The organism is Mesorhizobium sp. M0040 (assembly GCF_040323505.1).
Lineage (GTDB): Bacteria > Pseudomonadota > Alphaproteobacteria > Rhizobiales > Rhizobiaceae > Mesorhizobium.
The window spans coordinates 112,687-138,384 of the sequence record NZ_JAMYVA010000001.1 but is presented as its reverse complement, the minus strand read 5'-3'; the positions used below and the strand labels follow the sequence as shown (position 1 = coordinate 138,384).

The following is a 25,698-nucleotide window of genomic DNA, read 5'->3' as shown; positions in this document are numbered from 1 at the left end:
ATTGCGCCACCGAGCCGCATTTTTCCCGGGTTCGCAAAAACGCGATTGACTCAAATGCGCCGCAGGGATTAGATCGTTCCAATAAAATCGCATAAGAAACCACCGGGAGGACGGATCTGGATGGCCAGCCGGGCCAAGGCAACGATACTCGACATCGCCCGTGAGGCGGGCGTGTCCAAATCGACGGTATCGCTGGTGCTGCAAGGCAGCGGGCTGATCCGGCCCGAAACCGCGCTCAAGGTGCGCAAGGCGATCGAGGACGTCGGCTATGTCTACAACCGCGGCGCCGCCAATCTGCGCAAGGCCCATTCCAACGTCATCGGCATGGTCATCAACGATCTCACCAATCCGTTTTTCGCCGAGCTCGCGGTCGGCATGGAGCGCGTCTTCCAGTCGGCCGGCGTCGTGCCTTTCATCGCCAATACGGCTGAAAACCCGGTGCGCCAGGAAGAGGTTCTGAAATCGTTGATGGAGCAGGGTGTCGCCGGGCTCGTCGTGTCGCCGGCGCGCGGCACCACGCCTGGCGCGTTCCGTCGCCTTGAGACCGCAGGCGTTCCGGTCGTCTTCGTCATGCGCCGGCTTCCCGAAAGCCGTATCCCGGTGATCACGCCCGACAATCATCGCGGCGCCTATCTCGCCACCGCCCATCTGATCGGCAAGGGCCATCGCCGGCTGGCCTTCTTCGGCGGCTCGTCCGACCTTGTCGTCTATCACGAGCGCCTGGGCGGCTTTCGCGAGGCCTGTGAAGCGCTCGGCATCGAACCGGCCGACAGGCTGGTCTTCGAGGGCGAAACCAGCCGCAAGGGCGGTATTGCCTGCCTGGAAACCGCACTTGCCATGGCCGCGCCGCCGACCGCGGCCCTTTGCTTCAACGATGCGGTCGCCTTCGGCGTCTTGCTGGCGCTGCGCAAGCGCGGCCTGGAACCCGGCGCGGACTTTGCCGTCGTCGGCTTCGACGACGTCGCCGAGGCCGAGCACTATATGCCGGCGCTGACCAGCGTCGCGGTGAACACCGCCGGCCTCGGCGAGCGCGCCGCCCATGTAGTGCTGAAGATGATCCAATCGCGCACCACGCGCGCCGAGGATCATATCGGCGCCGTCAACCTCGTGGTCAGGGAAAGCTGCGGCCCCGATCGCAACGAGCATGGCTGTGCAGGAATGGGAGACGCGGCATGACCGTCAGTTGGGGGCTGATCGGCGCCAGCACGATCGCAAGACAGTTCATGATCGGCGCCATCCGCGCGCAGAAGGACGACGAGATCGCCGCGGTGATGAGCTCCAGCGCGGAGCGCGCCGCCACTTACGCCAGTGAAAACCGCATTCCGGCGGCGGTCTCGACGCTCGACGCCCTGCTCAAATCCGATATCGACGCCGTCTACATCTCGACCACTAACGAATTGCATCTCGAACAGGCACTCGCCGCCATCGAGGCGGGAAAGCATGTGCTGTGCGAAAAGCCGCTGGCGCTGACCAGCGCCGACGCGCGCAAGATGGTCGCGGCGGCCAGGGCCGCCGGCGTTGTGCTCGGCACCAATCACCATCTGCGCAATGCCGGCTCGCATCGGGCGATGCGCGAAGCGATCGCTGCCGGCCGCATCGGCAGGCCGATCGCCGCGCGCGTCTTCCACTCTGTCTATCTGCCGGAACACCTGCAGGGCTGGCGCATCACCAGGCCGGACGCCGGCGGCGGCGTGGTGCTCGACATCACCGTCCACGATGCCGATGCGCTGCGGTTCGTGCTCGGCGACGATCCGGTCGAGATCTCGGCATTCACGCAATCGGCCGGCATGGCCGCCGGCGGACTGGAAGACGGCGCCATGTGCCTCTGGCGCTTCGCATCGGGCGTCATCGCCCAATCGCATGAGGGCTTCACGACAAAATTCGCCGGCACCGGCTTCGAGGTGCATGGCAGCGAAGGCTCGCTGATCGCCAAAAATGTGATGACGCAGAAGCCGGTCGGCTCGGTCTTGCTTCGCACGGCACAGGGCGAGGAGGAATTGAGCTTCGACCGCGAAGACCTCTATGCCCGTTCGCTGCGCGAATTCCACGCAGCGATCCGTGGCGACGGCCAGCCGTCCGCCACCGGCGAGGACGGCGTCTGGTCGCTGACATCAGCCGAGGCGGCATTGCAATCGGCCAGGTCCGGAAACGCCGTTGCCATCGACCCGAAGCTCGGGAGCGCCGCGTGAGCAAGCTCGTTTCAGCGGCTGAAGCTGCCGGCCTGATCAGGGATGGCATGGTCGTTTCCGTGTCATCGTCGAGCGGCCTCGGCTGTCCGGATGCGGTGCTGGCTGCCGTCGGCGAGCGCTTCGACGCGGAAGGCCATCCCAGGGACATCACGACGCTGCATCCGATCGCCGCCGGTGACATGTACGGCATCAAGGGCATCGACCATCTAGCCAAGCCCGGCCTGTTGAAGCGCACTTTGTGCGGCTCCTATCCGTCCGGGCCGTCATCGTCGGAACCGCCGCAGATCTGGAAGATGATCGGCGACAATTCGGTCGCCGCCTATAACGTGCCGTCCGGCATCCTGTTCGACATGCATCGCGAGGCCGCGGCCAAGCGCCCCGGCGTGCTGACCAAGGTCGGGCTCGATACCTTTGCCGACCCGCGCCATCAGGGTTGCGCCATGAATGCTGCCGCCAGCGAGCCGATCGTTTCGGTGCAGCAGTTCGACGGCGAGGAATGGCTCTATTTCCGCTCGATCGTACCGCAGGTCGCGATCATCCGCGCCACCACGGCGGACGAGCGCGGCAACCTTACCTATGAGCATGAGGGTGCCTATCTCGGCGGCCTCGAACAGGCGCTGGCCGCCCGCAACAATGGCGGCATCGTCATCGCGCAGGTCAAGCGCGTCGTCGCGAACGGCACGCTGAAGCCGCACGATGTGCGCGTGCCCGGCGTGCTGGTCGACCATATCGTGGTGGCGCCCGACCAGTTGCAGACGACGCTGACGCCTTACGATCCGGCCATCTCCGGCGAGATCTTCCGGCCACTGTCGAGCTTTCGCAACGCCGAGATGAACGTCCAGAAGGTCATTGCGCGCCGCGTCGCCATGGAGCTTGCCGACGGCATGGCGGTCAATATCGGCTTCGGCATCTCGGCCAATGTGCCGCGCATCCTGCTCGAGGAAGGCCAGCACGGCAAGGTCACCTGGGTCATCGAACAGGGCGCGGTCGGCGGCGTGCCGCTGCTCGATTTCAAGTTCGGCTGCTCGTCGAATGCCGACGCCTTCATGCCTTCGCCGCACCAGTTCATCTATTTCCAGGCCGGCGGCTTCGACGCCTCGCTGCTGTCCTTCCTGCAGATCGACCGCCACGGCTCTGTCAATGTCTCGAAGCTTTCGGCGCGGCCGCATGTCACCGCCGGCGCCGGCGGCTTCGTCGACATCACCGCGCGGGCGAAGAAGATCGTCTTTTCCGGTTTCTTCAATGCCGGCGCCAAGTTGTCGCTTGCCGGTGGCGGCATCCGCATCGACCAGGAGGGCAAGGTCAAGAAAGTCGTCGGCGAGGTCGAGCATATCTCCTTCTCGGGCAAGCGTGCCGTCGCGCAGGGACAGGATATCACCTATGTCACCGAGCGCTGCGTGATGAAGCTGACGCCTGCGGGGCTGATGGTGACCGAGTTGGCGCCGGGCATCGACCTCGAGCGCGATGTGCTGGCGCAGGCCGAGATCCCGCTCGCCGTCGCCAACGACCTGAAAGTGACGCCGGATGCGCTCTACCGGGACCGGCCGATCGGCCTATCGCTCAATGGCGGCGCGTCGCTTGGAGGCGCACATGGCTGAGCGTCTGGTAACCTTTGAAACCGACGGCGCCATCGGCATTGTCACGCTGCGCCGGCCGGAGAAATTCAACGCGCTCGATATTCCGATGCTGCGGGCGCTGGAAGCGGCACTCGACGAGGCCGAGACAGCAACCGGCGTCCGCGTCGTGCTGGTCTGCGGCGAAGGCAAGGGCTTTTGCGCCGGCGGCGACGTCGAGGCTTGGGCAGAAATGAGCGCTGCCGATTTCCAGGTGCAATGGGTGCGCTACGGCCACCGCGTCTTCGACCGGCTGGCGCGGCTGCGGCAGCCCACGATCGCCGTTCTTGCCGGCCATGCGCTGGGCGGCGGGCTGGAGCTGGCGGCGGCTTGCGACTTTCGCGTGGCGGAAACGCAGGTGAAGTTGGGGTTCCCCGAGACCTCGATCGGCGTCGTTCCTGGCTGGTCCGGCACCCAGCGCGCCGTGCGCCGCTTCGGTGCGCAGGCAGTGCGGCGGATGGCGCTCGGCGGCGAAGTGTTTCTGGCTACCGAGGCTCTTGCTCTGGGGATTGTCGACAGGGTGGTCGAGACCGGCAAGGCGTTCGCCGAAGCCAAGGCCTGGGCCGGCAAGATCGCCGAGCGGGGGCCGCTCTCGACCGAAGCCGCCAAGCTGATGATTACAGTCGCCGAGGGCGAAGAGAGTGCTGCCGCGACCGAAGCGCTGGCCAGCGGCTTCATCGCGCTGACAAGCGATCTCAGGGCCGGCGTCGAGGCTTTCAAGGCCAAGCAGAAGCCGGCGTTCTCAAGATCTTAGGAACCTGGAAATCACATGAACGCACCCCTCAACATCGCCATGCCCGCCGAGGCAGCCGCAGCGCCGAAAAGCTACCGGCTGCTGATCGGCGGCAAGTTCATCGACGCCCAGGACGGCCGCACACTGGAGCGCAGCAGCCCCGGCCACGGCTTCACCGTCTCGCGCTATGCACAGGCCGGCGCGGCGGACGTAGAGGCGGCAGTTCAGGCCGCGCACAAAGCCTTCGAGACCGGCCCGTGGCCGCGCATGAAGGCCGCCGAACGCGCCACGATCCTGCTCAAGGCTGCTGACCTGATCGAGGCGCGGCTGGACGAGATTGCCCGGCTCGACGCGCTGGAATCCGGCAAGCCGATTGCGCAGGCGCGCGGCGAGATCGGCGGCGCCGTCGACATCTGGCGCTATGCCGCGGCACTTGCGCGGACGCTTCACGGCGAAAGCTACGCCAATCTCGGCGATGCCATGCTCGGCGTCGTGTTGCGCGAACCGATCGGCGTCGTCTCCATCATCACGCCGTGGAATTTCCCGTTCCTTATCGTCAGCCAGAAACTACCCTTCGCGCTCGCCGCCGGCTGCACGGCGATGGTCAAGCCGAGCGAGATGACCTCGGCCTCGACCTTTGTGCTCGGCGAGATCCTGATGCAGGCCGGCTTGCCGGACGGCGTCGTCAACATCCTTGCCGGGTTGGGCGCCGATGTCGGCGCACCGATGGTCAGCCATCCGCTGGTCGAGATGGTGTCGTTCACCGGCTCCACCCGCGTCGGCAAGATGACCATGGCGTCTGCCGCCAACTCGCTGAAGAAAGTCGCGATGGAGCTCGGCGGCAAGAACGGCCAGATCGTCTTTCCCGATGCCGACCTCGAGGCCGCCGCCGACGCGGCGGTGTTCGGCGGCTTCTTCAATGCCGGCGAATGCTGCAATGCCGGCAGCCGGCTGATCGTCCATGAGGCGATCGCCGACGAGTTCCTCGGCGCCGTCAAAGCCCTCACCGCCAAGGTGGTTGTCGGCGACCCGCTCGACGACCGCACCAAGGTCGGCGCGATGATCTCCGCCGACCATGTGGCCAAGGTCACCGGCTACGTGACGGCAGCGGAAAACGGCGGCGGCCGGATCTGTAGCGGCGGCAATCAGCTTGCTTCGAGCGCCGGCCAGTATCTTGATCCGACCATCGTTCGCGACGTCACCGAAGACATGGCCATTGCACGCGAGGAAGTGTTCGGTCCGGTGCTCTCGGTGCTGACTTTTGAATCGATTGAAAGGGCGTTGCACATCGCCAACAACACGCCCTATGGTCTGTCGGCGGGCGTGTGGAGCGCCAGCATCGATACCTGCATGTCGGTGGCGCGGAATGTGCGTTCGGGAACCGTTTGGGTGAACACGTTCATGGAGGGTTACCCCGAGCTGCCTTTCGGCGGCTACAAGCAGTCCGGTCTCGGACGCGAACTCGGCAAGCGCGCCGTCGAGGATTATACCGAGGAAAAGACAATCCAGTTTCATCGCGGCCAGCGCACCGGATGGTGGGTCGGCTGAGTTGGGAAGAACCCGGTGGGCATCCGCCGGTCGTGTAAGTTCAACAAGGGAGGAAGTACATGTTGCGCAAACTGCTTATCGGGACGGCTCTCGCATCGGGCGTTGCGTTCGCGGCCCATGCCGAGGACGTCAAGGAAGTCCAGATGCTGCATTGGTGGACGTCGGGCGGCGAAGCTGCCGCTCTGAACGTGCTCAAGCAGGATCTGGCCAAGGAAGGCTTTGCCTGGAAGGACGTGCCGGTGGCCGGCGGCGGCGGCGACGCCGCCATGACCGCACTGAAGGCGATGGTGGCAGCGGGCAACTACCCGACCGCCTCGCAGATGCTTGGCTATACCGTGCTCGATTACGCCGCAGCCGGCGTTATGGGCGACCTGACCGAGACGGCGATAAAGGAAGGCTGGGACAAGTCCGTTCCCGCGGCCCTGCAGAAATTCTCCGTCTATGACGGCAAGTGGGTCGCGGCTCCGGTCAACGTCCACTCGGTCAACTGGCTATGGATCAACAAGGCGGTGATGGACAAGATCGGCGGCACCGAGCCCAAGACCTTCGACGACTTCATTGCGTTGCTGGACAAAGCCAAGGCGGCGGGCGTCATCCCGCTCGCGCTGGGCGGCCAGAACTGGCAGGAAGCGACAATGTTCGACTCAGTCGTGCTGTCGACCGGCGGGCCTGAGTTCTACAAGAAGGCCTTCAACGACCTCGACGAGGAGTCGCTGAAGTCCGACACGATGAAGAAGTCGTTCGACAATCTCGCCAAGCTCGTCACCTATGTCGACCCGAACTTCTCGGGCCGGGACTGGAACCTCGCCACCGCCATGGTCATCAAGGGCGATGCGCTGGTGCAGGTGATGGGTGACTGGGCCAAGGGCGAATTCAACGCCGCCAAGAAGGTCCCGGGCACCGACTTCCTGTGCTACCGCTTCCCGGGCACCGACGGCAGCGTCGTCTACAACTCCGACATGTTCGGCATGTTCAACGTTCCGGAGGACCGCAAGGCCGCCCAGATCGCCCTGGCCACCGCCACGCTGTCGAAGAGCTTCCAGTCGGCCTTCAACGTCGTCAAGGGCTCTGTTCCGGCCCGCACCGACGTGCCGGACACCGATTTCGACGCTTGCGGCAAGAAGGGCATGGCCGACCTGAAGGCCGCCAATGAAGGCGGCACGCTGTTCGGTTCGCTGGCGCAGGGCTATGGCGCGCCTCCCGCGGTTGCCAACGCCTATAAGGATGTCGTCTCGAAATTCGTGCACGGCCAGATCAAGACCTCGGACGAGGCCGTGACCCAACTGGTCAGCGCGATCGAAGACGCCAAGTAAGGCACCCGCCCATGTGAATGATCTCCCCGGCGCAAGCCGGGGAGATCCCCTGCGGCGAGGTTTTGCGGTTGCGCCGACCGGCACGCTTTCGTGCCGCAGAGCCCGAGACAGCAGAATTCCGGACCCGCCATACGGAATGGACAGATGAGCACAGTTGCTGAAACCAGTATCACGCTGACGCCGGAGCACGATGCCCGTCCGGGCGCCACGGTGCGCTCGCGCCTTCAGGACGCGCTGCCGAAGCTCGTGCTGGCGCCGAGCTTCGCCGCCACTATCGTCTTCGTCTACGGCTTCATCCTGTGGACGATCTATCTGTCCTTCACCAATTCCAAGACCTTTCCCTCCTATGCGATCACCGGGCCACGCGCCTATCAGCGGCTATGGCGCTGGACTTTCGAAAGCGATCCGCCGTCCTCCTGGTACACGTCGATCACCAATATGGGGATTTTCGGCTTCCTCTATATTTCCATCTGCCTGGCGCTCGGCCTGTTCCTGGCGATCCTGCTCGACCAGAAGATCCGCGGCGAAGGTGTGCTGCGGCCGATCTACCTCTACCCGATGGCACTGTCGTTCATCGTCACCGGCGTTGCCTGGAAATGGTTTCTGGACCCCGGCCTCGGCCTCGAGCAGACGCTGCACCAATGGGGCTGGACGAGCTTCCATTTCGACTGGATCAAGAACAAGGATTTCGTCATCTACACAGTGGTCATCGCCGGCGTCTGGCAGGCGTCGGGCTTCATCATGGCGATGTTCCTGGCCGGCCTGCGCGGCATCGACGGCGAGATCCTGAAGGCGGCGCAGATCGACGGCGCCACCACCTTCCAGCTCTACCGTCGCATCGTCATCCCGCTGCTGCGGCCGATCTTCCTGTCCGCCTTGATCGTCCTCGCGCATCTCGCCATCAAATCCTACGATCTGGTGGTCGCGCTGACCAGCGGCGGGCCGGGCGGTTCGGCCTGGCTGCCGTCCAACTTCATGTATGAGTACACCTTCAAGCGCAACGAGATGGCCGTCGGCTCGGCCAGCGCCGTGATCATGCTGATGACCATCACCGCGATCATCGTTCCCTATCTCTATTCCGAGCTTCGGGAGAAGCCGCGATGAGCGCCGTGGCCACTCCTGCTCGCCAGAGCACTGGCGGTATCAGCGCCAGGACGGTCAACCGTATTGTCATCTACGGGCTGCTGGCGCTGTTCGCGCTGTTCTACCTGATGCCGTTGTTCGTCATGCTGGTGACCTCGTTCAAGACCATGGACGAAATCCAGAACGGCAACATGCTGGCGCTGCCGCAGGAGCCGACCTTCGCACCTTGGATAAGGGCGTGGAGCGAGGTTTGCTCGGGTCTCACCTGCGTCGGCATGAAGGGTTATTTCTGGAACTCGATCAAGATGGTGGTTCCGGCCGTCATCATCTCGACCCTGCTCGGCGCGCTCAACGGCTATGTGCTGACGAAATGGCGCTTTCGCGGGGCGACGCTGGTGTTCGGGCTGATGCTGTTTGCCTGCTTCATTCCGTTCCAGTCCGTCCTCTTGCCGATGGCAACGATCCTCGGCAGCCTCGGCCGGTTCGGCGTCAAGCTGCAGAACGCGACCGGCCTCACCTTCGGCTTCGGCAATCCGACCGTGAACCTGGTGTTCGTTCACGTCGTCTACGGCATCGGCTTCACCACCCTGTTCTTCCGCAATTATTACGAAGCGTTTCCGAACGAGCTGGTGAAGGCGGCGCAGATCGACGGCGCCAGCTTCTTCCAGATCTTCCGGCGCATCATGCTGCCCAACTCGCTCCCGATCATCGTGGTGACGGTGATCTACCAGTTCACCAACATCTGGAACGACTTCCTCTTCGCTTCCGCCTATGCCGGCTCAGGCGACGTGATGCCGATGACGGTGGCGCTGAACAATGTCGTCAACACCTCGACCGGCGTCGTCGAATACAACGTCAACATGGCGGCGGCGATGATCGCCGCGCTGCCGACGCTCCTCGTCTACGTGCTCGCCGGCCGCTATTTCGTGCGCGGCCTGATGGCCGGCGCCGTCAAAGGATAATCGCATGGCTTTTCTGGAAATTGACGGGCTGAAGAAGCGTTTCGGAGCGGTCGAGATCCTGAAAGGCATCGACCTCGACCTGGAAAAGGGCGGCTTCCTCGTGCTGGTCGGGCCTTCCGGTTGCGGCAAGTCCACGCTGCTCAACACTATTGCCGGCCTGGAAACCATCACCGAAGGGGAAATCCGCGTCGACGGACGCACGATCAACGATCTCCACCCCTCCAAGCGCGACATCGCCATGGTCTTCCAGAGCTACGCGCTCTATCCGAACATGACCGTTGCCGGCAATATCGCCTTCGGCATGGAGATGCGCGGCGTGCCGGCCGGCGAGCGCCAGAAGGCGATCGACAAGGTGGCAAAGGTCCTGCAGATCGGCCATTTGCTGAAGCGCAAGCCAAGCCAGCTCTCCGGCGGCCAGCGCCAGCGCGTCGCCATGGGCCGGGCGCTGGTGCGCGATCCAAAGCTGTTCCTGTTCGACGAGCCTTTGTCCAATCTCGATGCCAAGCTGCGTGTCGACATGCGCATCGAGATCAAGCGCCTGCACGCCACCACCGGCACCACCATCGTCTACGTCACCCACGACCAGATCGAGGCGATGACGCTGGCCACCAAGATCGCGGTGATGCGCGACGGCGAGGTGCAGCAGTTCGGCACGCCAGCCGAAATCTATAACAATCCGGTCAACCTGTTTGTTGCCGACTTCATGGGCTCGCCGGCGATGAACCTGATCCCGGCGACGATCGGCAGCAACGGCAGCGGCTTCTCCGTCGTCATGGAGCGCGAGGCGCGCCAGCCGATCTCGCTGCCGCTGGGCAATGCGCCGGCCGGCCTGTCGGCATTCCAGGGAAAACCGATCATCTTCGGCGTTCGCCCGGAAGCACTGACCGATCCCGAGGGTGCCGAACGCAACGCCTCGAACATCGCCCGCGCCGACTGTCACATCGAGGTCATCGAGCCGGCCGGCTCGGATACGTTCGCGGTCACCAATCTCGGCGGCAAGGCGGTGGTGGCGCGGCTGCGCGCCGATGCCAAAATCCAGCCCGGCACGGTCACGCCGCTCGCCTTCAACCTGACCAAGGCGGTGTTCTTCGATCCGGCGACCGAGAAACGCATCGTCTGACCGCCATGACAAATCCCGACATCGTCATCATCGGCTCCGGCATCGGCGGCGCCACGATCGCCTCCGGCCTTGCCGGCGGTGGCGCCTCGATCCTGATGCTGGAGCGCGGCGAACCACTGCCAGCAACGCCGCACACACGCGACACCCGCGCAATCTTCGTCGATGGTCATTATCGGCCGAAGGAGATGTGGCTCGAGGCCGGCGGAGCGCCGTTCAACCCGGGCAATTACTACTATGTCGGCGGCAATTCGAAATTCTACGGCGCGGTGCTGATCCGCTACCGCAGGGAAGACTTTTCGGAGATGGAGCATTATGGCGGCGTCTCGCCGGCCTGGCCGTTTTCCTACGAGGAATTCGAGCCCTGGTATTCCAGGGCCGAGCAGCTTTTCCGCGTGCGCGGTGCACTCGGCGAAGACCCGACCGAGCCGTTCCACTCGATGCCCTACCCTTTCGGGCCGGTACCCGACGAGCCGCCGATCGCGCGTGCGCGCGCCGAGCTTAGGAGCCTGGGCCTGCACCCGGCATCGCTGCCGCTCGGCGTCGACATCGAAGCCTGGCTGAAAGACGGCAGCACGCCGTGGGACGCTTTTCCCAACACCGGCGTCGGCAAGGTCGACGCCCAAACGGGGCCGCTGACCGCCGCCCTTGCCGACCAGAAGATCAAGCTCGAGACCGGCGCCCATGTCGAATATCTCGAGGCATCGCCGGATGCGAGGACGATCATCGCCGTCCATTATCGACAGAACGGTACGCTGAAGAAAGTCGCGCCGAAGCTGGTCATCCTATCGGCCGGCGCAGTCAATTCCGCCGCCATCCTGCTGCGCTCGCCCACCCCTCAGGGCAGAGGCGGTGGCAAAGGCCTGGCCAACCGCTCCGACCAGGTCGGCCGCAACTTCATGAACCACAATTCGAGCGCCATGCTGGCGATCGATCCACGCCGCCGGAACAAATCCGTCTACCAGAAGACGCTGATGCTGAACGATTATTATCTGTCCGACGGCAAGGGCGGCAACCCGCTCGGCAATGTCCAGCTCCTCGGCAAGATCGACGGCAACATCCTCAAGGCCAATGTCAGGCGCGCGCCCAAATTCGCGCTCGATTTCATGGCCGGCCACGCCGTCGACTGGTATCTGATGTGCGAGGACCTGCCCGATCCCGAGAGCCGCATCATGATCGACGGCAAGGACATCGTCATGCAGTGGCGGCGCTCCAACATGCGGTCGCTCGACGGACTGACCAAGGTGATGCGCGAGAATTTCCGCGCCTGCGGCTATCCGATCGTCCTGTCGCGTCCGTTTGACAAGCGCACGCCCTCGCATCAGTGCGGCACGGTGAAGATGGGCAACGATCCGGCGACCTCGCCGCTGGATCCGTTCTGCCGCTCCTTCGACCACAGCAATTTGTTCGTCGTCGATGCCGGATTCCTGCCGAATTCGGCCGCCGTCAATCCGGCGCTGTCGATCGCCGCACAGGCGCTGCGCGTCGCCGATCATATCCGCAAGACGGAGCTTGCAACATGACCCGCCCGGCAGCGATCGTCACCGGCGGCGCGCGCGGCATCGGCCTTGCCTGCGCCGAGGCGCTGGCCGACGCAGGCTTCGACATCCTCCTCTCAGACCTTGCCGACGAAGCCGCCGACGGGCTCGCCGCCGACATCAGAGGGCGCGGCGCGAAGTTCGCCTATGCCAGCAGCGACATCGCCGACCTCGACGGCCACGCAGCGCTGATTGATGCCGCCACAAGCGCCTTCGGCCGCATCGACTGCCTGGTCAACAATGCCGGCATCGGCGCCGTCCTGCGCGGCGATCTGCTCGAGCTCAAGCCCGAAAATTTCGACCGGGTGCTCGGCATCAATCTCCGCGGCACCGTATTCCTCAGCCAGGCCGTCGCCAAAGCGATGCTCGGCCTGCCAAGCGATGATGCGAGATCGATCATCACCATCACCTCGGTCAGCGCCGCCATGGCCTCGCCGGAACGTTCCGATTACTGCATCTCCAAGGCTGGGCTTTCGATGTGGGTGAAGAACCTGGCGCTGCGGCTTGCCACCGAAAACATCGCCGTGTTCGAGGTGCGCCCGGGCATCATCCGCACCGACATGACCGCGGGTGTCACCGCCAAATATGACGGATTGATCGACGGCGGGCTGGTGCCGGCAATGCGCTGGGGCGAGAGCGAAGATATCGGTGCCGCCGTGGCAGCACTCGCCGGTGGCAAGTTCGGCTTTTCGACCGGCTCGGTCATCAATGTCGACGGCGCGCTGTCGGTGCCGAGGCTATGAACAGGTGACGCCATGACCGACTACATCATCGTCGGCGCCGGCCCGGCCGGCTGCGTACTCGCCAACCGGCTGAGCGAAGATCCGTCGCATCAGGTGCTGCTGCTCGAAGCCGGCGGCAAGGACTGGAATCCGCTGATCCACATGCCGGCCGGTTTCGCCAAGATGACCAAGGGCATCGCCGCCTGGGGCTGGTCGACGGTGCCGCAAAAGCACATGCAGGACCGTGTCTTCCGATACACGCAGGCCAAGGTGATCGGTGGCGGCTCTTCGATCAACGCCCAGATCTACACGCGCGGCAACGCCCGCGACTACGACGCCTGGGAGAAGGAAGAAGGCCTTGCCGGCTGGGGCTATCGCGACGTGCTGCCCTATTTCAAGCGCGCGGAGAACAACCAGCGTTATGCCAACGATTTCCACGGCGACCAAGGCCCGCTCGGCGTGTCGAACCCGATCGCGCCGCTGCCGATCTGCGAGGCCTATTTCCGTGCCGGACAGGAGATGGGCATCCCCTTCAATCCCGACTTCAACGGGGTAGCCCAGGAGGGCGTCGGTTACTATCAGTTGACGCAGAAGGACGCGAAGCGCTCCTCCGCCTCGGTCGCCTATCTCAGGCCGATCCGGGAGCGCAAGAATCTCACCATCAGGACCGGCGTTCTAGTGACACGCATCGTCGTCGACAAAGGCCGCGCCGTCGGCGTCGAGATCGTCGACAGGCCGGGCGGCCAGCCGGCGATCCTGCGCGCCGAGCGCGAGGTGATCGTCTCGTCCGGCGCCATCGGCTCGCCGAAGCTTTTGCTGCAGTCGGGCATCGGCCCGGCCGACCATCTGAAGACGATCGGAGTGACACCGGTGCACGATTTGCCCGGCGTCGGCTCCAACCTGCAGGATCATCTCGACCTGTTCGTCATCGCCGAATGCACCGGCGACCACACTTACGACAACTATGCCAAGCTGCACTGGACGGCTTGGGCCGGCCTGCAGTATCTGCTCCTGAAGAAAGGCCCGGTAGCCTCCAGCCTGTTCGAGACCGGCGGCTTCTGGTACGCCGATCCGACCGCCGCCTCTCCCGACATCCAGCTGCATCTCGGCCTCGGCTCCGGCATCGAGGCCGGCGTCGAGAAGCTGAACAATCCGGGCGTGACATTGAACTCGGCCTTCCTGCGCCCGCGCTCGCGCGGCACCGTGCGGCTGAACAGTGCCGATCCCGCCGACCGCCCGCTGATCGATCCGAATTATTGGTCCGATCCCTATGACCGCGACATGTCGATCAAGGGGTTGAGGCTGGCGCGCGAGATCATGCGGCAGAAGGCGCTGGCCCCCTATGTGCTGCGCGAGGTACTGCCGGGACCCGACCTGCAGAGCGGCGACGAGCTGTTCGACTACGCTTGCCGCAGTTCCAAGACCGACCACCACCCGGTCGGCACCTGCCGCATGGGCCACGATGCGATGAGCGTGGTAACGCCAGATCTCAGGCTGCGCGGTATCGAGGGCCTGCGCGTCTGCGACGCCTCGGTGATGCCGCGCATCCCCTCCTCCAACACCAATGCCCCGACGATCATGGTTGGCGAAAAAGGCGCCGATCTGATCCTTGGCCGCGAGCCGCTGCCGCCGGCGGTGTTTTCCACCAACCGAGCGGCATGAGGGACAAAGAATGATCAGGCACTGTGCCTTCGTCAGATTTCGCAACGATGTCGCCGACGCCGAGCGCGCGGCAATCCATGCCGATCTCGAAGCGTTGCGGGCGGTGATCGACGGCATGGGCAAGGTCGAATTCAGCGCCAATACCAGCCCGGAACCCTTCGCCCGCGGCTTCACGCACGGCTTCACCATCGACTTTCGCGACGCTGCGGCACGCGATGCCTATCTGAAGCATGAAGCGCATCAGCGAGCCGGCGCAAAACTGGTCGCGGCGCTCGAAGGCGGCACCGACGGGCTGATGGTGTTTGATCTGGAGATCGCGTGACTATCCCATTCTCAGCGCAACGACGCCGGCAACGATGCTAAGCACCGCGGCACCTCGCCATGCCGTCATCTTCTCGCCGAGCGCGAATACCGAGATCATCATGGCGAACAGGATCGATGTTTCGCGCAGCGACGCCACCGAGGCGATCGGCGCCTTGGTCATCGCCCACATCACGATCCAGTAAGCGCCGCCGCTGAGCACGCCGGTATAGATTCCGGCCTTCCAGTCGCGCGCCAGCACCGGCAGCGCCTGTGGTCCGCGAAAGACGACGCATAGCACCAGCGCCCACAGCGCATCGCAGACGAACAGCCAGGCGGCATAACTCGACGCGGTGGCGGCCAGCCGCGCGCCGCTGCCGTCCGACAGCGTGTAGCTGGCGATGAAGATCGATGTGCCCAGCGCGAAGCCGACGGCGCGCAGGTTCAATTTCTCCAGATGCGCGCCGCCGCGAAACGACAGCACCAGCGTGCCCGCCGACAACAAGAGGATGCCGAGAATGGCGAGCGGCGCCGGCATCTCGGCAACCACCACAACGCCCCCCAAAGCGGCCAGCAATGGCGCGGTGCCGCGCGCCAGCGGATAGGTCTGGGCGAAATCGCCGGCCTTGTAGGCGCCGATCAGGAACGTCCTGTAGCCCATGTGGAAGACAACCGAGGCGAGGATGTATGGCCACACTTCCGGCTTCGGCACCTCGACGAAAGGCAACGTCACCAGCGCAGCGGCACCCATGCCGAGCGTCATCAGTGTGATCGACAGGAAACGGTCGAGATGGACCTTGACCAGCGCGTTCCAGATCGCATGCATGGAAGCGGCGGCGAGCACCGCGAAAAAGACAAACAGGCTCATCGGCGGTTCATCCGCCGCCCGTCCCGATGACGATCGGCGTCTCCAGGTCGATATCGACCCAGAGCGGAAAATGGTCGGAAGCGATTTGCCCGATATCGGCGCTGACCGAGCGCACGCGCCCGGCAAACATGCCGCCGACGAAGCAATGGTCGAGCCGGCGCTTTGCCAGCCTGGCATCGATAGTCTTCACATGGGTGTGGAAATCCGCTGTCGGTTCCATTGCGACGGCGGCGGCATCGACAAAACCGTCGAGATAGGCGGCACCGCGATGATAGGGCGCGCTGCCGACAATGCGCCGGTACTCGGCGCTATCCGGCTCCATGTTGAAGTCGCCCAACCAGATCGCCGCTACGGGGTTTTCTGGCTCCTGTTCGCCATTGCTCCAGTTGCGCGCCGGCTCGTCGTCGGCGCCGCTCCATGGGCCGCCCTCGGACGGCGCGCGGAGATGCTCGGCGAGCAAATAGTCGATCTGCTCCAGCCGCTCCTCGGCCGCGATATGCGCCAGATGCAACGACAGCACCCGCACCGGACCGGCAGGGGTGCGGATTATGCATTCGAGTGCGGCATTGCGGGTGTTGAGCGGCCGCAGCGTGCGCCTGAGCGGCAGCGTATGCAGCCGCGACCAGACGATCGGAAGCTTCGACAGAACCATGGTGCCGAATTGCCGCCGCCGGTTGACGATGCGGCCTTCACGCCGGTGGTTGGCATCCATGTCGAAGGCCGGCCCGTAGACCCAATGATAGTCGGGCAGCAATTGCGAAAGAACTTCCGGCTGGTCGTCCTCGTTGCTGCGCAACCAGTGCCGTTCCACCTCCTGCAAGGCGACGATGTCGGCGCCGGCCACGACCTTGGCACAACGCGCCAGGTCGTAGCGGCCATCGCTGCCGAAGCCGTACTGGATGTTATAGCTGACCAGCTTCATTGCTTATCCGGCTCAGTTTCCTGCTGGCAGTAGCCGTTCGCTGACAGCCTTGCAATGTGCAGCCGGGCGGAGGGAGCTTGGGCCAGATGCTAAGTGGTCAGCGGCTGGAACCGACCGGGCGGGGATGCTGCCAGTTCCGACCAGTCGATTTCTTCCTCAAGGCGGTGGTAGGCTTCGTCGCCGATCGTTCCGTCGATGCGCAAACGCTCCAGCGCATCGCGCTGGCTCTTGATGGCATAAAGACGCAATCTGTCATACTCGGTCGCCGCCTGGGCATCCTCCGGGTTTTCGGCGATGGCGCGCTGGGCGGCATATTGCTCTCGCACCGCCCCGGCCGCGCTCGATGTCTTGCCGCTGAGCACGTCCAGCGCCGCCTGCATGATGGCGACGCGCGCCTGCGCCACCTCCCGGTCGACCGTCCGGTCGAGGTCGAGATTGAGCAGAAGCAGCAACGGTTTCAGGCTGACGCCTTGCAGCACCAATGTGCCGAGCACGACCGTGAAAGCGGCGAGCACGATCGGATCACGGCCCGGAAAGTCGGCCGGCAAGGCGAAGGCTGCCGCAAGCGTCACCAGGCCGCGCATGCCGCACCAGCCGATAAGCACGCCGCCGCGAAATGTCGGCGCGTCTTTTTGCCTGTCCTCGTCACCCAGACGTGCCAGCGCTCTGAGGATCGCGCCGCAGCCCAGCACCCAGACGAGCCGCGATACGATGACGACGGCCAGCACAGCCAGGGCAAAGACGAACGCCTCGCTTTGCCCTTGCTCGGCAAGTCGACCGACGATCGACCGCGCTTGCAGGCCCATCAGAACGAAGGCCAGAACATTGAGCACGAACACCGCCGTCTCCCAGACCGAGTAGGAGCTGACACGATTCCTTGCCGGCATGTGGCGCGGCGATGTACGTGCGATCGTCATGGCATAGACGACGATCGTGATGATGGCGGAAACCCCTATCCTGTCGGCCAGGATCCAGACGCCGAAGGTTGAGGCGAATTGCACCACGGTGCCGCTCGCCGGGTCGTCGATGCGGCCGAGTATGGCGAGAGACAAGCGGCCGAGCACATAGCCTGCGGCAAGGCTGCCGACCGTCGACAGCAGGATCATTGGAACGGCACTGCTCAACAGGATGGAGCCGGCGGCTGCGGAAACCGACATCCTGTAGATCAACAGCGCCGTGGCGTCGTTGAGAAGGCTCTCGCCTTCCAGGATGGCGGTAATGCGGTGCGGCACCTTGAACTGTCCGAGCACGGCCGCCGCCGCCACCGCATCGGGCGGCGCTACGATCGCGCCGAGCGCTATGGCCGCGGCAATGGGCAGGCCTGCCATCGTCCAGCCGACCAGCGCGACCGTCACGGTGGTGAAGATGACGGCGCCAAGCGCCAGCAGGATGAGCGAAACCTTGTAGCGGTTGAGATCGCGCAGCGACGTGTCATAGGCCGCGTCGAGCAGAACCGGCGCGATGAACAGAGCGAGCGCCAGCTCCGGGTCGATCTCGATGGTCGGGGCAAACGGCAGGAAGGCGATGCCGGCGCCGGCCAGCGCCAGCAATGACGGATAGGGAATCTGCAGACGCCGCGACAGCGCGGTCAGGGCGACCGCGATGAGAAGCAGGACAAGGGTGAGTTCAAAAAGCGCCATGCCTTATCGTAGCGGTGAAGCCGGGCGATTGGCACTGCAAAAACGGCGACGGCTTTGGCTGCTCGTGAATGGTGAATGGCTGCGTGCAGAGGAATTTCGGCGCGTAAAGCGCATTCTCACTATTCACTATTCACCATTCACTCTTCTCCTAATGCAGCACCAGCATGTCGCCCGACGAGAACGAAATCTCGGCCTTTTCGCCGACGGCCGGCGGCGGTGTGGCCGGACTATTGAACGTGTCGAGCGAGACCGTGCTGCCGCCGATGCCGACGCGAACCCGGATGACCGAGCCGAGGAAATGCACCTCGGCGATTTCGCCCGAAAGGCTGGAATCGCGGCCGGGGTGTCGGCCGAGCGAGATCGCCTCGGGCCGCAACGCCAGCGACAGCGTGTCGCCGGACTTCGAGCCGTTGAGCTTGCCCTTGAGCGAGACCTCTTGCGAGTTGACGCGCACCTTGCCCGAAGCGGCGTCGGTGACCGTGCCTTCGAGCACGTTCAGCGTGCCGACGAAATTGGCGACGAATTTGGTTGCCGGACGGTTGTAGATCTCGAACGGCGTGCCGACCTGCTCGGCCTTGCCGCCATACATGACGGCGATGCGGTCGGAGATCGACAGCGCCTCTTCCTGGTCGTGGGTGACGAAGATGGTGGTGATGCCGAGCTTCTTCTGGATCGAGCGGATTTCCTCGCGCAGTGACACGCGCACCTTGGCGTCGAGTGCCGACAGCGGCTCGTCGAGCAGCAGCAGTTTCGGCTTGGGCGCAATCGCCCGCGCCAGCGCGATGCGCTGCTGCTGACCGCCGGAGAGCTGATAGGGATAGCGGTCGCCCATCTGCGGCAGCTTGATGATGTCGAGCATCTCGGCAACGCGCCTGTCGGCATCGGCCTTCGGCATGCCGGCGACCTTCAGCCCGAAGCCGATATTCTGCGCCACGGTGAGGTTCGGAAACAGCGCATAGGCCTGGAACACCATGCCGACATTGCGCTGGTTGGGCTTGAGCCGGGTGATGTCCTTGCCGGCCACGACGATCTTGCCGGCGCTTGGCTCCTCGAAACCGGCGACCATGCGCAGCACCGTCGTCTTGCCGCAGCCCGACGGGCCAAGGAAGGAGACGAATTCGCCCGGCTCGACGTCGAGGTTGAAATCCTGCACCACAATGGCGGCGCCGAAGGATTTCTGCACATGCTGGATTGAGAGGAATGGCTCGGTCATGGCTTTTTCCTTCGGGTCAGTTCGGACGGTTCGCCGATCGCGGCGCGAAGCGCGACAGGATCTGGATCAGCGACATGCAGCCCCAGGTGATGGCGAAGGCGATGATGGCAAGCGCCGCCGGCTCGTAGGCGCGGTTGGCGCCGACGTTCTGCAGATAGGGTCCGAAAGCAGGCCGGTTGAGCAGGCTGGCCATGGTAAATTCACCGATGACGATGGCGAAGGTCAGGAAGGCGCCTGACAGCACCGCGATCAGCACATTGGGCAGGATGACCCGGGTGATGATCGTGCCCCAGCCGGCGCCGAGGATCTGCGCCGCTTCGGTCAGTGTCCGCACGTCGATGGTGCGAAGCCCGGTGTCGACGGCACGATACATATAGGGCAGCGCCAGTGTCGCATAACCGATGACCAGCAAGGCATTGGCTCCTGTCTCGCTGGCCAGGAACGGCAGCGGTGAGTTCGACCCGTACATTCTGATGTAGCCGAAGACGATAACGATGGCCGGAATGACCAGCGGCAGCAGCGTGATGAACTCGACGACGGGCCTGATCTGCGGCAGCCGCAGACGAATCCAGTACGCCGCCGGCACCACCACCAGCACGCCAAGGACGATGGTGAAGATGGCTGCGACCACCGAATAGATGAAGGTCGCCTGGAAGCGGGGATCGCCGAGCACGACCTGATAGGCATCGAAGGAATACGCGCCGCGCCGCATGCGCATGGAGAATTCCACGGTCGCGATCAGCGGAATGAAGAAATAGGCCGCGCCCAGCGCGAAGACGATCCAGGCCCAGAATCTGCCGGACTTCATTTGAGCCACCTCTCAGAGCGCGTCCGGAACCAGATGTAGAAGACATTGGCCAGCCCAGTGATGACGATCATGCCGAAGGCGATGGCGTAGCCGAGATGGGCATTGTGCAGCACGTCACCGCGGATCTGTGCGTAGAGCAGGATAGGGACGATGTTAAGCGAGGAGCCGGTCAGAGCGTAAGCGGTGGCGATGGCACCGAAGGCGTTGGCGAACAAGAGGATGACGGTGCCGAGGAAACTTGGCCAGATCACCGGAATGACGACCATGCGCCAGAACTGCGCCTGGGTCGCGCCAAGCGTTGCCGCCGCTTCGCCCCATTCCTTCTTCAGCCCATCGATCGCCGGCACGATGATCACCACCATCAGGGGGATCTGGAAATAGACATAGGTCAGCGTCAGGCCCCAGAACGACAGGATGTTGAAACCATGGGCATAAATGTTGAAGCCGACCAAGACGTTGAGCAGCACCGTGGCGAGCCCGAGCCGGCCGAGCGTCGCGAGAAAGGCAAAGGCCAGCGGCACGCCGGCAAAATTGGAGGCCACACCGGAAAAGGTCAGTGTCGCCGAGCGTATCCACTCCGGCAGCCCGCCGCGCACGATGGCGATGGCAATGGCAAGTCCCGCGAAAGCACCGATCAGCGACGAGGCGAGGCTGACCTTGATTGAGATCCAGTAGGCGGCAACGATCGACGGCTGCGCCAAGGCCGCTATGTTTTCGAAAGTGAATTCGCCGGCATCGTTCCGGAATGCGCCCAGCATCAGATAGAGCGTCGGCAGGATCAGGAACATGATGGCGAAGATGAAGAAAGGCGCAACGCCAAGCCATTGCGTCGGCAGCCTCATGCTGCGGGCGTCGGCAGGAGGCGCGGTCTTCCCGGCAACAGCGTGATCGGACAACGAGATATCGGTCATGCGCCGGCTACCGTCCTGGAGGTATGCCGGGCGGCCATCTAAGCCGCCCGGCTGATCTCAAGTCTTACTTGACGTTGGCGCCGACGACGGCATCCCAGTTCTTGGTGATGGCTTCCTTGGCCTTGCCCTGCTCGTCGAGCGTCGGGAACACCGCGGCTGCATAGGACTCGGCCGGCGGCAGCTTGGCCATCACGTCAGCCGGGAGCTTGCCATTCTTGGCGAGGTCGTTGAAGCGGATCGGGTGACAATAGCCCTTCAGCCAGCCGATCTGGCCTTCGTCGGAATAGAGATATTCCAGCCACAGCTTGGCAGCATTCGGGTGCGGCGCATAGGCGCTGATCGCCTGAACATAGACGCCGGCGACGACACCGGTCTTCGGCACGACGACGTCGACCGGCGGATTGCCCTTCAGCGTATCACGGCCGGCAAGCGCGTTATAATCCCAGGTCACCAGGATTGGCGTCTGGCCTTGGGCAAGCGTCGCGGGCTTGCCGATGACCGGCACGAAATTGCCGGCGGCGTTGAGCTTCTTGAAGAAGTCGAGACCAGCCGTGCCGGCGGCTTCGCCGGCAGCCGCACCGCCGGAAAGGCCGGCGGCATAGACTGCCTGGATGGCCTGGTTCGAAGCACGCGGGTCACCGGCGAGCGCCACGGTATTGGCGAATTCCGGCTTCAGCAAGTCGGCCCAGTCGGCCGGCGCTTCCTTGACCAGGTCCTTGTTCACCAGAAACGAAAGCACGCCGTAATAGTCGCCGGTCCAAAAGCCTTCGGCATCCTTGGCGCTGTCCGGGATCGAGTCCCAGGTTGATACTTTATAAGCCTGGATCAGGCCATCCTTCTTTGCGGTCGGGCCGAAGCTCAGGCCGACGTCGATGACGTCGGGCGCCTGCGGGCCCTTGTTGTCCTTGTTGGCCTTGATCGCCTCGACCTCGTCGCCGGAGCCGGCATCGGGGTTGAGCTCGTTGATGGTGAGTTCCGGATATTTCGCCTTGAAGCCGTCGATGACTGCGCCGTAGCCGCACCAGTCATGCGGCAGCGCGATGACCGTGAGCTGGCCTTCAGCCTTGGCTGCGGCGACCAGTTCATCCATGGACTGGGCCGACGAGATGGCAGAGGTCGCCATCAGGGCGACGGCCGAAAGGGAAAGCAGTTTTCCCGTGAATTTGAACATGTGTTCTCTCCGTTGAACTGACGCCGTTGGACGCCTGCGATGCGGTATCGTTTTCGTGTGACAGCCAGATGAAAGCTTTGTGAACGCGATGCCCCGCAGTACGAAAAAGTAAACTCTTTTTAACCGGCTGGAGCAATCGCTTCGCGATTCTTTTTCCGGCTAACTAGTTTCGATCTTGCCTTTCATCTTTCCCCCTTTCCTTTGCCTCTTTTCCCAAGTCGATTTCCGATGCGAAAATTGTCTCAGACGGTGCCGGCGATGGCGTTTTCGAGCAGCGTCAGCGCCGCCTTTTTGGTCAGCTTGACCGGGTTGCCACCGGCGGTCGGATCGACCACCGCCATGTCGGCGATCAGGCCCTTGCGTTTCTTGTCCATGTCGAGCCCCTTGATCAGGCTGGGCAGCGCATGCGGCACCTTGAGCTCCTTGCGCAGCTTGATGATCGCCTTCGCAAAACCGTCGAAGCCGCCCTTGATGCCGCAATAGGCGGCAAGCCGGGCGATGCGCGGCTCGATCGCCTCTCGGTTGAAGGCCAGCACGTAGGGCATGAACACGGCGTTGGTCATGCCATGGTGGGTGTCGTAGAGCGCGCCGATCGGATGCGACAGCGAATGAATCGCTCCAAGCCCTTTCTGGAAGGCGGCCGCTCCCATGGCAGCGGCGCTCATCATGTTGGCGCGGGCGACCAGATCCTTGCCGTTGGCATAGGCTTTCGGCAGGTTTTCGAAGACCAGCCTTATGCCTTCCACGGCGATGCCGTCGGCCATCGGGTGATAGCCCGGCGCGCAATAGGCTTCGAGGCAATGGGCCAGCGCATCCATGCCGGTGCCGGCGGTGATGAAGCCCGGCATGCCGACCGACAGCTCCGGATCGGCAATGACGATCGCCGGCAAAAGCTTTGGATGGAAGATGACCTTCTTGGTATGGGTCGCTTCATTGGTGATGACGCCGGCGCGGCCGACTTCCGAGCCGGTGCCGGCCGTGGTCGGCACGGCGATGATCGGCGCGATCGCATCGGCATCGGCGCGTGTCCACCAGTCGCCGACATCCTCGAAATCCCAGACCGGCCGTGTCTGCCCGGCCTGGAAGGCGATCAGCTTGCCGAGGTCGAGCGCCGAGCCGCCGCCAAAGGCAATAACGCCGTCATGCTTGCCCTTCTTGAACACGGCAATGCCGGCGGTCAGGTTGGAATCCACCGGGTTCGGCTTGACCTCGGAAAACACGCCATACGGCACCTTGGCGTCGTCGAGGATCTTCAGCGTCGAGGCCACCACCGGCAGCCTGGCCAGTCCCGGATCGGTGACGAACAGCGGCCGCTTGATGCCGGTCGCCGCCAGCACCTCCGGCAGCTCCTTGATGCGTCCGGCGCCGAAGCGGACGGTCGTCGGGTAATTCCATTTGGAAACGAGTTTTGTCATTTCGACCTTCTTGACTGCTTTCGTGCTCTTGGATGTCATTCGTTCACAAAGGTGTTGGCCACACGTTCCGACCGCATCATGTACGGAACCCAGATGACTGCGGCCCATATCGAGCGCGAAATTCCGCCCACGGTGTCTGCGTCGTACGCGTCGGCCAATTCTGGAACGGCGGTGGAAAAAGCCAGATGCACAGCCCATGGATCGAGAACGGCATATACCGGCATCGCGAATGCCCAAATCATGTACCAGCCGGGGAATATCTGCCAGCGCTTGAACATGAAGAACAATAATAGGGCCGGGGCCGATAGGTTTAGTATGCCGAATATCAACAATTCGGCAAGAATCAGCACACCTTGGGACAAACTGAAGGCCTGCCAGTTCTGTAGCATGCCGAGATAGTCGGTATTGTGCAGTTGTACCAACCCCAGTATCGGCGTGAGCATCAACCCGAGCATCGGCAGGACAAGCCATCCGCCGATACCCTCGGGACCCTCACGATCTGGCAAAGCCGATTGTTGTGTATCCGCCATTACTCCCCCTCAACAGCGATCGCATGCTTGTCGATCGCCACCTTAGATCACCTCGCGCAGATGGTATGATCTCGGCCTGGTCAGATTGTCGTAGCCGATGGCCGACAGTGCCGCGCCCTTGCCGGTGTCCTTGACGCCGGTCCAGACCAGCGCCGGGTCGAGATAGTCGCAGCGGTTCATGAACACGGTGCCGGTCTCGACGCGATCGCCGATCGCCGCCGCATGGCCGGTGTCGCGCGTCCAGATCGAGGCCGTCAGCCCATAGGGGCTGTCGTTCATCAGCGCGATCGCTTCCTCGTCGTTGCGCACCTTCATGATGCCGACGATCGGGCCAAAGCTTTCCTCGCGCATGACGCTCATCTGGTGGTCGACCTGGGTCAGCACTTCCGGCGCCAGATAGGGGGAACCTTGCCTGTCGTTGGCCACCTTCATATTGATGTGTGCCCTGGCGCCCTTGCGCAACGCCTCGGCCTTCTGCTCGCGGATCAGGTCGGCGAAGCGCGCCTGCGCCATCGGCCCCATGGTGGTCGCCTGGTCGAGCGGATTGCCGACGACGTAGTTCCTGGTCTCGGCAATGAAGCCCTCGACGAATTCATCGTAGACCTTCTCGTGGACATAGACGCGCTCGATGCCGCAGCAGCACTGGCCGGAATTGTAGAAGGCGCCGTCGACCAGATTGGCAACGGCATGGTCCATCTTTGCGTCCGGCAGCACATAGGCCGGATCCTTGCCGCCGAGTTCGAGGCCGAGCGTCATGAAGGTGCCCGCCGCCGCCTTTTCGATGGCGCGGCCGCCGGCGACCGAGCCGGTGAAGTTGACATGGTCGATCTTGCCGCAGCCGAGCAGCCTTTCAGTCTGCGCGTGGTTCAGGACGAGGTTCTGGAACAGGCCCTTGGGCAGGCCGGCCTTATCAAACGCCTGCTGAAACCGTTCGCCGACCAACAATGTCTGTGCCGCATGCTTGAGGATGACGGCGCTGCCCGCCATCAGCGCCGGGACGATGGTGTTGACGGCGGTGAGATAGGGATAGTTCCACGGCGCGATCACCATGACGACGCCGAGCGGCATCTTCTTCACATAGCGCCGAAAGCCGTCCTTCGGGTTGGAGGCCATGACCGGCTTCAAGGCCGCCTCGGCGATCTCGACCATGTAGCTGACGCGTTCCCTGACGCCGCCGAACTCGCCGCCATAGCGCACCGGCCGGCCCATCTGCCAGGCGATCTCCGGCACGATCTCGTCGGTCATGGCGACCAGCGCTTCCAGCATGGCAAGCATGTACTTGCCGCGCTCGACGACCGGCGTCTCAGCCCACTTCTCCTGCGCCGCCTTGGCACGTTCGACCGCGGCACCGATCGCCTGGTCGGTGGCAAGAGGCCGTTCGGCATAGATCGAACCGTCGACGGGGGATTTTATCTTGACCGTTTCGGTCATGCCTTGGGT

23 protein-coding genes are annotated in these 25,698 nt (G+C 63.8%); 13 read left to right on the top strand and 10 right to left on the bottom strand.

What is annotated here, in order from left to right:
- Window positions 1–120 precede the first annotated feature (120 nt).
- The 13 genes from NKJ91_RS00695 (at window position 121) to NKJ91_RS00635 (ending at window position 14,802) form a co-directional block, all read left to right on the top strand.
- Window positions 121–1,176, top strand: a complete 1,056-nt coding sequence (locus NKJ91_RS00695) for a LacI family DNA-binding transcriptional regulator (RefSeq protein WP_352454053.1) — start codon at window positions 121–123, stop codon at window positions 1,174–1,176.
- Complete coding sequence (locus tag NKJ91_RS00690; RefSeq protein ID WP_352454052.1) at window positions 1,173–2,189, top strand: Gfo/Idh/MocA family protein; 1,017 nt, start codon at window positions 1,173–1,175, stop codon at window positions 2,187–2,189. The genes NKJ91_RS00695 and NKJ91_RS00690 overlap by 4 nt, the downstream gene beginning before the upstream one ends.
- The gene (locus tag NKJ91_RS00685) at window positions 2,186–3,787 is read left to right on the top strand and encodes an acyl CoA:acetate/3-ketoacid CoA transferase (protein ID WP_352454051.1); all 1,602 of its coding nucleotides are present in this window, start codon (window positions 2,186–2,188) and stop codon (window positions 3,785–3,787) included. Before NKJ91_RS00690 ends, NKJ91_RS00685 begins: the two co-directional genes overlap by 4 nt.
- Window positions 3,780–4,556 carry an enoyl-CoA hydratase/isomerase family protein gene (locus NKJ91_RS00680; RefSeq protein ID WP_352454050.1) on the top strand — a complete coding sequence of 259 codons (777 nt, stop codon included), beginning with the start codon at window positions 3,780–3,782 and terminating at the stop codon, window positions 4,554–4,556. The genes NKJ91_RS00685 and NKJ91_RS00680 overlap by 8 nt, the downstream gene beginning before the upstream one ends.
- A gap of 15 nt (window positions 4,557–4,571) precedes the next feature.
- Entirely contained in the window at window positions 4,572–6,083 is a 1,512-nt protein-coding gene (locus NKJ91_RS00675) for an aldehyde dehydrogenase family protein (RefSeq protein WP_352454049.1), read from the top strand.
- Window positions 6,084–6,142: 59 nt separating this feature from the next.
- Window positions 6,143–7,396 carry an ABC transporter substrate-binding protein gene (locus tag NKJ91_RS00670; protein ID WP_031194023.1) on the top strand — a complete coding sequence of 418 codons (1,254 nt, stop codon included), beginning with the start codon at window positions 6,143–6,145 and terminating at the stop codon, window positions 7,394–7,396.
- A gap of 144 nt (window positions 7,397–7,540) precedes the next feature.
- A complete protein-coding gene (locus NKJ91_RS00665) occupies window positions 7,541–8,500 on the top strand; it encodes a carbohydrate ABC transporter permease (RefSeq protein WP_023675368.1) in 960 nt (319 codons plus the stop codon).
- Window positions 8,497–9,441, top strand: coding sequence for a carbohydrate ABC transporter permease (locus tag NKJ91_RS00660; protein ID WP_023675367.1), 945 nt, complete (start codon window positions 8,497–8,499; stop codon window positions 9,439–9,441). Before NKJ91_RS00665 ends, NKJ91_RS00660 begins: the two co-directional genes overlap by 4 nt.
- 4 nt (window positions 9,442–9,445) lie before the next feature.
- On the top strand, window positions 9,446–10,561 hold the full coding sequence (locus NKJ91_RS00655) for an ABC transporter ATP-binding protein (RefSeq protein WP_023675366.1): 1,116 nt from the start codon (window positions 9,446–9,448) through the stop codon (window positions 10,559–10,561).
- 5 nt (window positions 10,562–10,566) lie between these two features.
- Window positions 10,567–12,081 (top strand): GMC oxidoreductase, encoded by a 1,515-nt coding sequence (locus tag NKJ91_RS00650; RefSeq protein WP_352454048.1) that lies wholly within the window; start codon window positions 10,567–10,569, stop codon window positions 12,079–12,081.
- The gene (locus NKJ91_RS00645; RefSeq protein WP_352454047.1) at window positions 12,078–12,839 is read left to right on the top strand and encodes a 3-ketoacyl-ACP reductase; all 762 of its coding nucleotides are present in this window, start codon (window positions 12,078–12,080) and stop codon (window positions 12,837–12,839) included. The genes NKJ91_RS00650 and NKJ91_RS00645 overlap by 4 nt, the downstream gene beginning before the upstream one ends.
- A gap of 12 nt (window positions 12,840–12,851) precedes the next feature.
- Window positions 12,852–14,480, top strand: coding sequence for a GMC family oxidoreductase (locus NKJ91_RS00640; protein WP_352454046.1), 1,629 nt, complete (start codon window positions 12,852–12,854; stop codon window positions 14,478–14,480).
- Window positions 14,481–14,490: 10 nt separating this feature from the next.
- Window positions 14,491–14,802 carry a Dabb family protein gene (locus NKJ91_RS00635; protein ID WP_352454045.1) on the top strand — a complete coding sequence of 104 codons (312 nt, stop codon included), beginning with the start codon at window positions 14,491–14,493 and terminating at the stop codon, window positions 14,800–14,802.
- On the opposite strand, the gene NKJ91_RS00630 is transcribed toward NKJ91_RS00635, so the two are convergent.
- From NKJ91_RS00630 to NKJ91_RS00585, 10 genes are all read right to left on the bottom strand, one after another.
- Entirely contained in the window at window positions 14,803–15,648 is an 846-nt protein-coding gene (locus NKJ91_RS00630) for an EamA family transporter (protein ID WP_023675361.1), read from the bottom strand.
- A 7-nt stretch (window positions 15,649–15,655) separates the two neighbouring features.
- Window positions 15,656–16,570, bottom strand: a complete 915-nt coding sequence (locus NKJ91_RS00625; protein WP_352454044.1) for an endonuclease/exonuclease/phosphatase family protein — start codon at window positions 16,568–16,570, stop codon at window positions 15,656–15,658.
- 89 nt (window positions 16,571–16,659) lie between these two features.
- Entirely contained in the window at window positions 16,660–18,210 is a 1,551-nt protein-coding gene (locus tag NKJ91_RS00620) for a cation:proton antiporter (protein ID WP_352454043.1), read from the bottom strand.
- A gap of 148 nt (window positions 18,211–18,358) precedes the next feature.
- Complete coding sequence (locus NKJ91_RS00615) at window positions 18,359–19,423, bottom strand: ABC transporter ATP-binding protein (protein ID WP_352448249.1); 1,065 nt, start codon at window positions 19,421–19,423, stop codon at window positions 18,359–18,361.
- 16 nt (window positions 19,424–19,439) lie between these two features.
- Window positions 19,440–20,231, bottom strand: coding sequence for an ABC transporter permease (locus NKJ91_RS00610; protein WP_352454042.1), 792 nt, complete (start codon window positions 20,229–20,231; stop codon window positions 19,440–19,442).
- Complete coding sequence (locus tag NKJ91_RS00605; protein WP_023675356.1) at window positions 20,228–21,142, bottom strand: ABC transporter permease; 915 nt, start codon at window positions 21,140–21,142, stop codon at window positions 20,228–20,230. Before NKJ91_RS00605 ends, NKJ91_RS00610 begins: the two co-directional genes overlap by 4 nt.
- 64 nt (window positions 21,143–21,206) lie before the next feature.
- Window positions 21,207–22,313 (bottom strand): ABC transporter substrate-binding protein, encoded by a 1,107-nt coding sequence (locus tag NKJ91_RS00600; protein ID WP_352454041.1) that lies wholly within the window; start codon window positions 22,311–22,313, stop codon window positions 21,207–21,209.
- Window positions 22,314–22,555: 242 nt separating this feature from the next.
- Window positions 22,556–23,728 (bottom strand): iron-containing alcohol dehydrogenase, encoded by a 1,173-nt coding sequence (locus NKJ91_RS00595; protein ID WP_352454040.1) that lies wholly within the window; start codon window positions 23,726–23,728, stop codon window positions 22,556–22,558.
- A 35-nt stretch (window positions 23,729–23,763) separates the two neighbouring features.
- Window positions 23,764–24,258, bottom strand: coding sequence for a DUF2569 domain-containing protein (locus tag NKJ91_RS00590; protein ID WP_352454039.1), 495 nt, complete (start codon window positions 24,256–24,258; stop codon window positions 23,764–23,766).
- A 42-nt stretch (window positions 24,259–24,300) separates the two neighbouring features.
- Window positions 24,301–25,689, bottom strand: coding sequence for an aldehyde dehydrogenase family protein (locus NKJ91_RS00585; protein ID WP_352454038.1), 1,389 nt, complete (start codon window positions 25,687–25,689; stop codon window positions 24,301–24,303).
- Window positions 25,690–25,698: the final 9 nt, after the last annotated feature.